This is a genomic window from Paenibacillus sp. M2 (assembly GCF_046713495.1).
Lineage (GTDB): Bacteria > Bacillota > Bacilli > Paenibacillales > Paenibacillaceae > Paenibacillus > Paenibacillus amylolyticus_B.
This window is the reverse complement of the sequence record NZ_CP169648.1, coordinates 5440338-5453002: the sequence shown is the minus strand read 5'-3', so window position 1 is coordinate 5453002 and position 12665 is coordinate 5440338. Positions and strand designations below refer to the sequence as shown.

Genomic DNA, 12665 nt, shown 5'->3' with positions numbered 1-12665 from the left:
AGGATATTCCGAACGAATGAACAGACATCAAGAGCATTTTTTACAAAAGAATATGAAGGACGTATCTTCACTGATTTTGGCAGGTATACAGTGGTTTTTCTTCCTGTTTACCAATACCGTTGTTGTTCCGCTATCCATTGGACATAATTTTCATCTGTCTCCGGATGCCATCGCTGCCTCCATGCAGCACGCATTTATCCTTACCGGAGCAGTGTGTATTCTTCAAGCCGTATTTGGTCATCGATATGCGATTATGGATGGTCCGTCAGGGTTATGGTGGGGATTGACGCTAAGTTTGACGGTATCTGCTTCATCGGCAGGTATGAGTCTGGAGCGTATTGGCGGTGGACTGGCTGCAGGTTTTCTGTTAGCGGGACTAACGATGGTGATTCTGGGTTGGCTGGGAGCAGCGCAAGTGCTGCAAAAGCTGTTCACACCTATGGTGAAGAGTGCCATGTTGTTTCTAATGACGATTCAATTAACCATGAATTTTTTCAAAGGTATGATTGGATATACGGAGTTTGGTCGTTTCGATCTGCCTGTTGCCGCATTGTCCGTTGTCATTGCGTTTTTGGTGGCATGGATTCAATTAAAGGGTAGGGGGAAACTGGGGAACTACGCGATCCTGATTGGGATTGTGGCAGGCTGGATCGCTTATAGTCTATTGTTTCCTGGACAGCATAGCGGACAGCCTAATCAGGCTCCGGCAGGTCTCGAACTGTTTCCGTGGGGAGCACCCAGATGGGAACCGGGTATTGTCATTACTGCATTTTTCGTGGGGTTGGTGAACAAGACGAATTCGATCACCACTTTAAGCACAGTTGAGAAACTATACCGGACAGAAACAACAAGCCGTCAGTATAGGCATTCCTATGCGCTAACGGGTCTGTTCACGATGTTGTCAGCCTGTGTAGGTGTGCTGCCCTTTGGTTTATTTGCATCATCGATCGGATTCTTGGAGAGTACTCGCATTCTGCGTCGTGCTGCCTTGATAATTGGAGCGGGGATGTTATGTATGATAGGTCTTACACCTTCAGTGACAGCATTTTTTGCACAAATACCACCAAGCGTCGGCAGTGCGGTTTTGTTCGTGGCTTATCTTCAGATGTTCGGCACGGCACTAAGAACGCTTGAAGGTACAACGTTTAATTCTAAAACGATCTATCGTGTAGCGTTGCCGGTCCTCACGGGAGTTGCAGTCATGAATATTCCTGCTGAGGCCTTTCAAACCTTGCCCATGTACCTCATCCCGATCATAAGTAATGGTCTCGTCATTGGGGTATTGGTCTCACTGGTTCTTGAAAAAACCGTGAACTGGTCCAAAATGGAACAACCAGCGACAGTAAGTAAAGCGGCATAAAGAGTTTCATCTTGCGACAGTCCAATTTGATTGGGCTGTTTTTTTGTTATCAGTCTATATGGCATCTAACTATTTCACAATAATTTTGCCTTGTCCTGCAAGCATTCGCATCTCTCTAGAGAGACGGTCCTGGTTCCCATCCTGCATTTCGAGTTGAACACCATAATGCCATGAGGTGTTTTTTTCTTGACCCCAGCGGAGAGTGCCTTCCATATATAGAGGGTCTTCAAAGAGCAGCATATTCATTCCAATCCGAATATCGTTATTCTCTACAGGAAGGGACAGCGGAAATGACAGCTGACAGCCGGATCGACTGATATCGCAGAGTTCGGCCTGAATGGGTTTGGCTGGTGCGTTAACCCCGTTGATGCTGAGAATATAGATCTCAAAGTGGATTGGTTCCTTCAATGTGTAGCGAAAGGGTTCTTTTCTATTGTTCATTGACATGGCTTGGCTTCCTCCATCAGGTTCAAAAAAAGTCAGTTATGCTTATATCGACCATTTGGAGCAAGAAATGAAGAGTTGCGCAAGCAGAGATGGTCCATGGGTTCCTTTTACACGTGTATCAGGCTTGATATAATGATGGAATATATTTCTGAGGTCAGAACTGGATCAGACAGAAGGGACGGGTGAATATGAGAGGAACATTTCAAATGGTTACAGATACGGCAACATTGTGCCTGTATGATCTAGCAGCGTTAAAACATCGTGCTGAGGATACTTCGGACTGGTGGTCCATTCCAGTGGATGAGCTGGCTGAGGTGAATGCAGGTCATTGTCTGTTCCTGAATCTGGGTGCAGATGGAGTGTATGAGGTGGAATGGAGCCTGGAGGATGTAGAGGAGGATTCAGATCCAGATCGCGGAACGGGAAAAGGTGTATCATCTGCAAGTTCCGTCTGGGCACGTCTATCTGGGGGCGGCGGATGATGTCACTGGCGGTGAATTAGAGCCGGATGAGACATGTGAAGGGGTTCTGTTTCAGTTAAAACCTGGAAATTATGCATGTATCGTCTCCAGAGAAGCCAGTCGGATCACCATTGTCATGACACCAAGTATTCAGGGAAATAACACGCTGGATGAATTAATCCGGATATAGTGTACAGATACAAACAGGAGGGATTCATATGCAGGAATGGAACGAGATAACGATGATGAATGCAGATGCCCTGCGTAAACAAATAAGAATACTCGCTGCTTTGGATATTATCTTTTCGGAGGAAGAATGGCTACGCGTTCATCATTATGAAGCTGAACTTCAGCCAGGTGTGCCATGGGGAAGCATCGATAACGGCGCAGGTGATCATCTGCATGTATTATTTACGAATTCAGGCACGTTGATCAAGGGATTCGATCATGAGTCACCTTTAAGTCCGCATGCTCGTGAGGATGGAGAGATCTACCCAGGCATGTACGATGAAGTGCCGAAGACATTGATGGCTGTTCTGCGGGATCATGAGGAGGCATTGGATCTGGAGAATGTGACCTTTTGCCTATGGCAAGAAGGGAACGACTTGTCATGGAAGGTTGGTAACTGGATTCAGATGGCGATGGCCGAGGAAGGTGAAGCGGACGCCAGAGGTGGTGCAGAATTTTTGCTGGGATATTTGGAGAAGAACCCGGTAGATTACGTTGATTGGGCCAAAGGGTACTATGACTTGCCGGATCTGCCGTTGGAAGCCGTAGCTGAAGTATATGAAGAAAAACCGGTGACCGCCAGCCTGATTAAGCAGTTGTGTCCTGAGCGAGATGTGGCAGTAGTACTGGATGAGTTACAGCAACGCGGGTACGCCGTGGAACAAACGTAACAGAGTAAAGAAGGGAGGTGGGGAAGCCATGTACAATGTACAACTGGAGCGTATGCGTGAAAAGTTGATCACTCTACGAAGCCTGGACCCGGATCTGGACCTGTTTGGCGCAGAGAACCATGAATATGAAATGGCGTCTGTGTGGACGCAGAAGGATATTGCGCAATTTGAACAGAAATGGCGAATTGAGTTGCCGGAGGATTATAAGATATGGCTTCTTCATATGGGAACAGGTGGTGCAGGACCTTATTATGGTCTGGAAAATCCGGATGATGGCGTATACGCTGTGCTTGGTTATGAAGATGAGCTGAACGCGGTCTCGGACCCTTTCCAATTCACGGAAGCATGGAACTGGAACTATGACTGGTTCGATGACAGCAAGGAAGAAGAGGAATGGGAAGCGCTGGAACATGAATATTTTGATCCAAAGTGGTCAGCAGGCATGTTGCGCATCAGTGATTTTGGCTGTGGCATATCCTTGAATCTGATTGTTAAGGGAGCCTCCTACGGAGAGGTCTGGGTTGATGACCGGGCTAACCGTAATGGAATTTATCCTGATCAGTATTGGGGCAATTCGAATCGACTACATTTTCTGGACTGGTATGAGTTGTGGTTGGATCGTTCGATCCATCAAATGCATGAACAAAAGCAACAATCTGGAGCGAACGAAGTCTAAAGGAGGTTGTACATTGGGCTGGGAATATGGAATTAGAGCAACGGAGCCTGCGATTTTACCTGAAGTTGTGAAGCGTCTGGCAAGTGCATTAACGTTTACCAACATGTACAGCTTAGAACACCAAGCCAACGGTTTTGTACTGAAACGTGAAGATTCTTCCTGGCCTAGAGCCCTTGAAGTGTGGATAGAAGAGGCTTCCGGGTTAGAAGAGATTATGGATGGGGAGTCGTATATCTACTGTTTATTTCATATCTGGGGTGAAGAGGGTCGGAGCTGGATGCAGCAGATGGAGCAAGAAAGCAGGCAGGTAGATGGTGGATTAATCTGGTTTGAACTCTGATCGATAGAAGATTTGCCTGAAACAGGAGGAGCATATATGGCTAAAAAATTAAAGAGAACGATTCCTGCACTCGTGTATCAGTATCAAGGTCCACAGCGGAATGTGGGTTTTGTTTTATCCCCTTTATACATACAAGAATCGGTTGAAGTAGAGATAGAAGACATGCTGTTTATATATAATGAAGACTTTGATTACATTCGTCCTGCATTGGATCGCACATTTCCCTTAATTGACCCGCGAACTGGAGAAGAGATGAAGGCACTTGATCCCTGCTGGGACAATCCCATTACGAAGGATGTATGGGTAGAGATTTTATCAGAGTTGGATCAACAGGTGGTTGCAGAGCCTGAATTACGGAATTTTTTGAATCAGTTCACAGCTTGGGTGAGAAACCATCTGCAATTGGCCGACGGGATCGAAGTCACCGGTAACCTGTAAGTTAGTTGATCTTGAATTGTTCATGCTTGTGCGTAATTCAGTATACCGGCGGCCGAAGTGCTATGTAATCAAGCTCCCTCATGATGATGGCGGAGCTTTTTTTGATGAATAAAAACCGTTTGCTTCACTCACCCGTCTTATACCACAGAAAGAGAGAGAAGGAGGGATGCGGGGTGGAAACAAAAGCAGAGATGAACCAGAGGATCTATGTGCAGACCGAAGACGAGACGGCATTTGTGCAATCTATTAAGGAACATCAAGATACGCTCATTTCTATTGCCTATAGCTACCTGCGTAACCGGCAAGATGCGCTGGAAGCTGTGCAGGAGATGACATGCCGGGCTTGGATTAAACGTCGTACGCTGATTAATGAGAAGGCGTTCAAGTCGTGGATCATTCGGATTCTAATCTATGTCTGCATCGATGAACAGAGACGTCGCAAGCGGGCGACACCTCTGGCAGCGGAGAATCTGGAGGACAGCATTCCGGCGTCTTGGATGATTAGCGTTGATGATAATCGAATTGCGATGGAATCTCTTTTGCAAAAGGTGAAACCAAAATATCGCCATGTGTTATTGCTGAAATATTATAACGACATGACACTGACGGATATTGCCTCGATCCTCGGCAAACCGGAAGGGACGATTAAGACCTGGCAGCACAAAGGACTCCAACAGTTGCGCAAGTTGATGAAGAACAGGAGGGATTGGCATGACCACTAACCCGGAGGAGAAAGCACTTCTTGCAGACGCATATCAGGTGAAAAGAGAGAACCAGCACTGGAATCCGGCGGACACGACTGCGGCAATTCAACGTGGTCTCGCAAAGGCTAGAACAAAACGATCAGGTAGGACCTTTCGTGTCAAATGGATCACGGCAGTGCTGGTCACGGTCTTGGCTGCAGGTTGGTTTCTTATAGGCCCACTTGGAAACTATGGGCAACAACCGGCAACATATACTGAGCCTGTAACCAATTGGGGAGTACTAGAGCCCTTTCGTGGCCTGCTAACTTCGGATATGGACCGTGCCACGATTACTTCAACGCTCAATAATGGTTATGTGCAACTCGTGGATCGGACGGTTACATCGGGCATATATGCGTTTACGGTGAATGCAGTTATGGCAGATGAGAATCGAATAACGGTATTGTATACCGCCAGAACGGATGCTTCGCAGCAGATGTATTCGACTGTCGATATGAAGATGATGGACGCTTCGACAGGAGACTTGCTTGACAATGGCGGTGCAGGAGGTATTCATCTTTCCAAGGATAAGCATACCATTTATGGCCGGAATACAATTGAGCGAAGTCGAAATAAACCGCTGCCTGAGCAAGTGAATCTACAATTCCAGTTGTCCTCAGTTGTACCAGATGTGGTGAATCATGCAGACAAAGGGGAGAAAGAACGAAAGTATAAATTTTCCCAAAAGATGAATATTTCTTTCCCACTGGACCCCAAGTTTTCTATCCCCAAAACGGAAATCATCAAGGTTAATCGGACTTTTACTCTCGGAGGTTATGAGATCTTGTTGTCGGAGGTGGAGGTGTCTCCTCTAGTAACTCGGGTCAAATTTGTCCATGTACCTGATCAAGAAATTGATTACAAAACGAAGTTGTCGCTCAACGAGATCGTTCGGCCTATCGAGATCATTTCGATCTCCAGGAATGGGAAGCAGACCAAGTTATCCATGGTAGGCGGGAGTGGAACGGAAGATGGAATGATGTATTCTTTCAGCAGCAATCAGTTGGACCAGCCGGAGTCCATGATATTAAAACTTAGTGGTAAACCAGGTAAGGTCTATGATGATTTGCAGGAAGCCAAGAATGATGAGCTGGCAATAAAAATCAAATAAACAAACAAACTAACTAACTAACTGGCAGTACTTTTATTCGGATTAGGTGTACGTTAGTGAAATCAGAGAAGGGATGTCCCTCAAGGTCGTAAGCCTTGTGATACATCCCTTTTTAAATACGAAAAGCTGCTGATCTTATACAGTTAGAATATCTACTCCCAGAGCTGGAAGGGTCAACTTTTGATCCAACCTCTCACTGGTCAACAAGCTGCGATAAGGAACGTCCAGCTTAATCTCTCGTTGCTCATTCGTCAAATTGATCAGAAACAGGAAGTTTTGCTCCCCCTTCGTTCGAATCGACATCTCGACACCTTCCGGCAGCTCGATTTTGGGCGCCAATTCCTTTTCCTTCAATATGCCTTCAAACAACTGATAGAAATACGATGGCTCCGGCCAAGTGCCGACATAATATACTTCACCTTCACCAAACTTATTGACAGTAACCGCTGGTACACCCTCGTAAAAGTCGTTGTCATACCAGGCGATCGGCTCTGCACCTCGCAGTTCCAGTAGATCACACCATTGCTTCGCAGCGAATGTCTTGCCCTCTGCGTTCCGTATCCAATGCTCACTGTTGCCGATGGCATCATATTCACTTACAACAATACCCGCCGCTTCCGCCAGCAACCCTGGCAGAGGCAGCATCTCACATACATTCCTCATGTTTTTCACACCAGTCCGATTGGTGAGGACAACCGTCCCCCCTTTAGCTGCGAATCGCTCCAGTCGTTGTGCTACTTCTTCACTTAACAGGAAGAGAGAGGGGACAATGACCAGCTTGTACCCGTCGAGTTCCTCGGTCCAGTTGATAACGTCCGTACCGACGCCCATTTTCAGAAATGCATTATGCATAGAGGACAAGTTGTCTATATAGTGCATTCCCCCTTCCGCCTGCGGCTGAAGGGAAAGCGCCGTATGCTGATCATGCGAATGCAGAATCGCAACCTGGGTAACAATGGTCGAGTCGGCCAGCAGTTCTCCTAGCTGGTTCACCTCGCGAGTAAGCTCGGCGAACTCCCTGAACCTGCGTCCAGGAACATTGCTGTGGTCAATCAGCCCATGCCAGAATTGTTCGGCTCCGACGGTTGCACTCCGCCAGCGGAAATGGACGACCATATCGGCACCGCGGGCGATTGTCTGCCAAGAGCGAGCTCGGATCAGTCCAGGATACGGGGTGCGCTGGATCGGCATCCAGGCTCCCTGTGCTCCGCTGAGCTGTTCCATTACCCAGAAATTCCGGCGTTTGATGCCGCGAACCAAGTCCAGCGTAAGCGCTCCGTTCCTCGGAAACCGATCGCCATAATCGCGATACAGCTCATTCGGATAATAATCAACAGAGACGAAGTCCAATTCGTTGTGCATATCATAATAGTCCAGGCTATTCGGATACTGCCACATGTTATGCGTCACGAATTGGTCTGGACAGTTACGGCGTAAAATCTCAAGCTGCCATCCCAGCAGATAGCCTACGCTGTCAGAACAAAATCGCTTGTACTCCAGAAGATAGGAAGGATTCATCGGTTTGCTGGCACCGAGTGGTGTTGTTACCTCAGCCCAGCTGCTGTACTCACCACTCCAGACGACCGTACCCCACTCCCGGTTCAACTCCTCCAGATTGGAATAACGCTTTTGCAGCCAAGCAACAAATGCGCGATTACATGTATCACAATGGCATTCCTGGTAGTGCATCTCGTTATCGATTTGCCAGCCAATAACGGCGGAATGCTTACCATAGCGCTGTGATATCGCTTCCACAAATTTGGAGCCCAGCATTCTCAAGGAAGGGCTGTTGTTGCAGCGATGTCCACGGACACCTGGCCGAATGATGTGGCGTTGTTCATCCATGGGCAGCACATCCGGATAACAGGTAGTCATCCAGTTTGGCGGGGTATTGGTGGGGGTGCATAACACAATTTCCATACCACGCGAAGCGAATACTTCTATAGCTGCATCCAGCCATTCAAACTGATAATTACCCTCAGTCGGTTCCATTCGGCTCCAGGCGAACTCTGCCATTCGCACAACAGCAACCCCCGTCTGTTGCATAAGTATGGCATCTTTCTCCCATAACTCCGGGGTCCATTGCTCTGGATAATAATCAATTCCGATCTTAATTGTCATCCTGTGATCTCCTTTATTTATCAATATATTGCGATTATATGTTATATTAATTTGAGTGAATATCTTAAATAATTAATATGATATAACAATATTAAGATCAGGAGAGTTAGTCGTATGCCTCATCCCAATCGTAATTTTCCGGTGTTATCTGCCCGAGACAAGCTGCTCCCTTTTTATTTACTTGGCATTGGCCTGCATCATGAACAGGAGCATATCCGCCGAGACCAAGGCATTGAGGATTATCAGTGGATACAATGCCGCAGCGGTGTGGGTAAGCTCAAGCTCAGTGAAACGGAACATATCGTCAAGCCAGGTATGGGCATGCTGTTATTCCCTGGACAGAAGCACGAATACTATGCGCTATCCGACAGTTGGGAAGTCGACTGGATCATTTTCGATGGCAATGGGTCAGCAAATTTATTTGAAACCGTGGGCATTGTCCACACATGCGTATACACGCTTGCACAACCTGAATACCTTCTATCCCGAATGCGGGAGCTGCTGCAAGCTGCTTTAACACCACAAGAGCAGACATTAAGCAATTACGCCTGTTCCGCCATTCTCTATACCTTATTGACAGAGATTATTCAACGCGTATCTGTTGAGGGCAGCGATACGGTCGGGCAGCAGTATGAGCGATTAAAACCGGTTCTGGACTATATTGAACAACATTATGCTGAAGAGATTACTTTGCCAACGCTGGCTGGATTGATCTGTGTCACACCAGAATATTTCTGTCATTTGTTTAAGAAAACGACAGGTATTCGTCCCATCAGCTATGTTAATCAGGTAAGAGTCAACAAGAGCAAGGAATTGCTGCTTGATAATGTGCAGCGCGGGATGGAGGATATTGCTCGTCAAGTCGGTTTCGAATCGACCAGCTATTATGGAGCCATCTTCAAGAAGCTGGAACGAATTACACCTGGCTCCTTCCGCCGCAGCTATCAGAAGTCGTAACATATTATTATCCGCAAGCGATGTTTTTTTGTCAGAGGCTTTAGGAACTGATCCGAGTGCAGATCAGTTCCAAGTTGGATCACATAGTACTCGTTAATAGAGCCGCTAATTAGCGGCTCTATTTTGTGTGAACGAATGGCCTGGTTTTACGTTTTTTCACTATATCTGATCTGCTGTTGCATAAAAATGATAATTATTGTCTTTTTGCAATTTTCGTATTGTCACAGCCAAAGTTACACGATATAATCGAGTTGTATTTGAGGATAATATTATAAAGGATGGTGAAATTTTGAAGAAATTTTCGATGCTTTTACTTGCTGTAACTCTATTGTTGTTAACTGTCTCCACAGCCCCGTCTACATATGGTGCGGCTAGTTATCCAAACACAGGTACGAACGGGTTGACTGGTTTTGCAGGCAGTGCCAAGAATGAGAATGGTGTATCCAAGTCAGCTACGACAGGTGGCAAGAACGGTCAGGTGGTTTACGTTAGTAATCTCAATGATTTGAGAACACACATGGCGGGATCTACGGCCAAAATTGTCGTCGTTGAACAGAATATTTCCTCCTCTACGTTGCAAAAAGTTGAATTCGGAGCGAACAAGACCCTGGTAGGTTCCTTTGGCAAACATACATTAACGAATATTCATTTCAGATCCACAAGCAGTTCAAGCAATGTGATATTTCAGAATCTGACTTTTGAACACGCTTCCAATATTAATGCCAATGATGATATCCAGATGTATATCACTTCAGGCTCCAATTACTGGATTGATCATGTGACGTTTGCTGGTCACAGCTACAGCTCTGGCGGTAGTGATCTGGACAAGCTTCTGTATATTGGCGATCGCGCCGACTATATTACGATTAGCAATTCCAAATTTGCGAACCATAAGTATGGCGTCATCCTCGGTCATCCGAATGATGGTAACAGCAGTTACAACGGAGTACCTCATGTGACGATGTCCAATAATTACTTCGAAAATTTATATGTACGTGGTCCTGGGCTTTTAAGATATGGTTACTTCCATCTCAAAAACAACTATGCAAACAACTTTAATCAGGCCATCACAATTGGTGAAAAAGCACGGATTTATTCCGAAAACAACTACTTTGGTGCAGGTGCTGAAAAGGGCGGCATCTTGGATGACAAAGGAAAAGGTGAGTTTACGGATTCGGGCAGTACGCCGGCCCTGAATAGCCCGACTTCTCCTAAAACGAACTGGAGACCAAGCTCCAATTACAGTTATCAGGTAGAGAGTGCCAGCTACGCACGTGAGTTCGTCACCAAGTATGCAGGTTCCTCCAATACGACACTTGTATTTGGCAAGTAAGAGTTGCTGCACATCCTTTCACGACCCAAAAGGCCTGTCTTGTGCACCATAACGCATAAGACAGACCTTTTTTTTGTAAAATGATATGCTTACATATCATTTTACAATTCATATTAATTTTTAATTAACAATACCGATATACATAAAGTAGCGCTGATTTCATACTTGTGAAGTTAATATGTACTATGTTAAGGCGATGCGTATTTGCGATTTGCACATAAGCAGGACCAAAGACTAATAGATGTAGTACAGAAAGGCCCTACAACTCACATTTAACCTACTTAAAAGGACGGGGTATGCATGGATCGTATGGACGAAATTATTTGGAAAAGGAACAAATTAATCGGTATCATTTTGTGGATTATTATTGCCATTGGTATGGGTCTGGCCTTTACGATGCCGAAGTTACTTGTGTCCAATGGAGTAGCTCTGATCTTTGTAGTTTGGATTACATACGCTAATGCGAAAAAGAAACATATTCATCTCATTCCATGGCTGATTACCGTATTACTGACAATATGTGGAGTCTATGTCGGTTGGGGAACGGTCAATTTTGCGTTAAGTTTGGTCATAACCGCAGTTCTTTTGTTATTTCCTAACAAGAAATTTTTTGTGGTTGGATTTTCGGTATTACTAGTTAACAGTGTTCTTCAGTTATTTGTTATGAATACCGTTGACTCTGTTGAGCTAATAGGTAATATCGTTAATGTGGGACTATTCGCTCTCACGGGAGCCATTCTGATGCTGGTCTCCCAGCTGAATCAAAGGCTCTTCCATGAAAGTGAAGTACGCCAGAATGAGGTGGAGCATTCTAAGCAAAGAGTGGAAACCATGCTGGAGCGTGTGAAGGAATCGGTCGAAGGTTTATCACGTTATACGGATCAATTGAAGGAAAAAGTGAATGCGACCGGTTCTATCACCAATGAGGTGACACTTGGGTTCAGTGAGGTTGCAAAAGGTGTTGAGTTTCAGGCGACCAGTGTAGCCGAGATCTCGGAATCCTTATCTGTGTCGGATCAGCATATCAAGGACGTTGCTTCGTATTCCCAACAGATGAAAGAGTTGTCCGCAAGTATGGCAACGAGCACGCAAACAGGAAGCACACAGATGGACCAGCTGAACATCCAAATGCAAGATCTATATGAAACGATCAATACAACTGCAAATGACATGCGAAAGTTCAACGAGGAAAGTGAATCCATGACACTTATGCTGAACAGCATAGCGGATATTGCGAGTCAGACCAACCTGCTCGCACTCAATGCAGCCATTGAAGCCGCTCGTGCGGGTGAGCATGGACGCGGGTTTGCTGTTGTATCAGAGGAAGTTCGCAAGTTGGCAGAGAACTCGGGTCAGTCCGCAAGTGATATCGCAACCATCCTGTCTCGATTAAAAGGGCAGACGCAGGCACTGACGGATCGATTCGAACGCATTCGTCTTTCGTTACAACAAGGGAGAGATAGCGTGCATACGGCAGAGGAAGTATTTCGTACCATCAACAGCAACTCTCAGCATGTATTGAATCAAGCGACAGATATCGAGACTAGTTCGGCGACCATGAAGGAATCTTCCACCAGAGTTGTGAATGAGGTTTCCGAGATTTCGAGTGTGACTGAGCAATCCAGTGCAGCGACAGAAGAGATTCTGGCAAGCATGGAAGAACAACGCAACCTGACACAGAAGATGGTAGAGAGCTTTGGAGAACTGGAGCAACTGATTGTAGACCTGAATGAATTGGTCTCGGATCATCAGGCTTCTTCCGTTGTGAACAAACTTTAA

Annotated in this window: 14 protein-coding genes; 12 read left to right on the top strand and 2 right to left on the bottom strand. The window is 45.9% G+C overall.

Translation table 11 applies throughout. The features are described 5' to 3' along the window. Window positions 1–16: 16 nt before the first annotated feature. Window positions 17–1360 (top strand): uracil/xanthine transporter, encoded by a 1344-nt coding sequence (locus ACETMN_RS25100; protein WP_411735262.1) that lies wholly within the window; start codon window positions 17–19, stop codon window positions 1358–1360. Window positions 1361–1429: 69 nt separating this feature from the next. Here the strand turns inward: ACETMN_RS25100 and ACETMN_RS25095 are convergent, their stop codons facing one another. Continuing rightward, entirely contained in the window at window positions 1430–1807 is a 378-nt protein-coding gene (locus tag ACETMN_RS25095) for a PilZ domain-containing protein (RefSeq protein ID WP_091013573.1), read from the bottom strand. Between the two features lie 188 nt (window positions 1808–1995). On the opposite strand from ACETMN_RS25095, the gene ACETMN_RS25090 reads away from it, so the two are divergent. The 8 genes from ACETMN_RS25090 (at window position 1996) to ACETMN_RS25055 (ending at window position 6475) form a co-directional block, all read left to right on the top strand. Beyond that, window positions 1996–2289, top strand: coding sequence for a DUF6386 family protein (locus ACETMN_RS25090; RefSeq protein WP_411735261.1), 294 nt, complete (start codon window positions 1996–1998; stop codon window positions 2287–2289). Continuing rightward, complete coding sequence (locus ACETMN_RS25085) at window positions 2237–2458, top strand: DUF6386 family protein (RefSeq protein ID WP_411735260.1); 222 nt, start codon at window positions 2237–2239, stop codon at window positions 2456–2458. The genes ACETMN_RS25090 and ACETMN_RS25085 overlap by 53 nt, the downstream gene beginning before the upstream one ends. 28 nt (window positions 2459–2486) lie before the next feature. After that, complete coding sequence (locus tag ACETMN_RS25080) at window positions 2487–3167, top strand: hypothetical protein (protein ID WP_411735259.1); 681 nt, start codon at window positions 2487–2489, stop codon at window positions 3165–3167. Beyond that, on the top strand, window positions 3127–3843 hold the full coding sequence (locus ACETMN_RS25075) for an SMI1/KNR4 family protein (protein ID WP_411735258.1): 717 nt from the start codon (window positions 3127–3129) through the stop codon (window positions 3841–3843). Before ACETMN_RS25080 ends, ACETMN_RS25075 begins: the two co-directional genes overlap by 41 nt. Before the next feature lie 13 nt (window positions 3844–3856). Then, window positions 3857–4183, top strand: coding sequence for a hypothetical protein (locus ACETMN_RS25070; protein ID WP_105599902.1), 327 nt, complete (start codon window positions 3857–3859; stop codon window positions 4181–4183). 36 nt (window positions 4184–4219) lie between these two features. After that, window positions 4220–4621, top strand: coding sequence for a hypothetical protein (locus ACETMN_RS25065; protein WP_411735257.1), 402 nt, complete (start codon window positions 4220–4222; stop codon window positions 4619–4621). Window positions 4622–4812: 191 nt separating this feature from the next. Next, on the top strand, window positions 4813–5343 hold the full coding sequence (locus ACETMN_RS25060; protein WP_210109153.1) for a sigma-70 family RNA polymerase sigma factor: 531 nt from the start codon (window positions 4813–4815) through the stop codon (window positions 5341–5343). Further along, the gene (locus tag ACETMN_RS25055) at window positions 5333–6475 is read left to right on the top strand and encodes a DUF4179 domain-containing protein (RefSeq protein ID WP_411735256.1); all 1143 of its coding nucleotides are present in this window, start codon (window positions 5333–5335) and stop codon (window positions 6473–6475) included. Before ACETMN_RS25060 ends, ACETMN_RS25055 begins: the two co-directional genes overlap by 11 nt. Window positions 6476–6610: 135 nt before the next feature. Here the strand turns inward: ACETMN_RS25055 and ACETMN_RS25050 are convergent, their stop codons facing one another. Further along, window positions 6611–8596, bottom strand: coding sequence for a beta-galactosidase (locus ACETMN_RS25050; RefSeq protein WP_411735255.1), 1986 nt, complete (start codon window positions 8594–8596; stop codon window positions 6611–6613). A 114-nt stretch (window positions 8597–8710) separates the two neighbouring features. Between ACETMN_RS25050 and ACETMN_RS25045 the strand changes: the two genes are divergently transcribed. From ACETMN_RS25045 to ACETMN_RS25035, 3 genes are all read left to right on the top strand, one after another. Continuing rightward, on the top strand, window positions 8711–9553 hold the full coding sequence (locus tag ACETMN_RS25045) for an AraC family transcriptional regulator (RefSeq protein WP_105599895.1): 843 nt from the start codon (window positions 8711–8713) through the stop codon (window positions 9551–9553). Window positions 9554–9842: 289 nt separating this feature from the next. Continuing rightward, window positions 9843–10886, top strand: coding sequence for a polysaccharide lyase family 1 protein (locus ACETMN_RS25040; protein WP_091013596.1), 1044 nt, complete (start codon window positions 9843–9845; stop codon window positions 10884–10886). Window positions 10887–11186: 300 nt separating this feature from the next. Continuing rightward, entirely contained in the window at window positions 11187–12665 is a 1479-nt protein-coding gene (locus ACETMN_RS25035) for a methyl-accepting chemotaxis protein (RefSeq protein WP_091013599.1), read from the top strand.

What these genes read in the sequence shown, in the direction of transcription:
- ACETMN_RS25090 (WP_411735261.1), top strand. Translation starts at nt 1,996, where the DNA reads ATGAGAGGAACATTTCAAATGGTTACAGATACGGCAACATTGTGCCTG.
- ACETMN_RS25095 (WP_091013573.1), bottom strand. Translation starts at nt 1,807, where the DNA reads ATGTCAATGAACAATAGAAAAGAACCCTTTCGCTACACATTGAAGGAA.
- ACETMN_RS25045 (WP_105599895.1), top strand. Translation starts at nt 8,711, where the DNA reads ATGCCTCATCCCAATCGTAATTTTCCGGTGTTATCTGCCCGAGACAAG.
- ACETMN_RS25075 (WP_411735258.1), top strand. Translation starts at nt 3,127, where the DNA reads ATGAGTTACAGCAACGCGGGTACGCCGTGGAACAAACGTAACAGAGTA.
- ACETMN_RS25080 (WP_411735259.1), top strand. Translation starts at nt 2,487, where the DNA reads ATGCAGGAATGGAACGAGATAACGATGATGAATGCAGATGCCCTGCGT.
- ACETMN_RS25100 (WP_411735262.1), top strand. Translation starts at nt 17, where the DNA reads ATGAACAGACATCAAGAGCATTTTTTACAAAAGAATATGAAGGACGTA.
- ACETMN_RS25065 (WP_411735257.1), top strand. Translation starts at nt 4,220, where the DNA reads ATGGCTAAAAAATTAAAGAGAACGATTCCTGCACTCGTGTATCAGTAT.
- ACETMN_RS25055 (WP_411735256.1), top strand. Translation starts at nt 5,333, where the DNA reads ATGACCACTAACCCGGAGGAGAAAGCACTTCTTGCAGACGCATATCAG.
- ACETMN_RS25060 (WP_210109153.1), top strand. Translation starts at nt 4,813, where the DNA reads ATGAACCAGAGGATCTATGTGCAGACCGAAGACGAGACGGCATTTGTG.
- ACETMN_RS25050 (WP_411735255.1), bottom strand. Translation starts at nt 8,596, where the DNA reads ATGACAATTAAGATCGGAATTGATTATTATCCAGAGCAATGGACCCCG.
- ACETMN_RS25035 (WP_091013599.1), top strand. Translation starts at nt 11,187, where the DNA reads ATGGATCGTATGGACGAAATTATTTGGAAAAGGAACAAATTAATCGGT.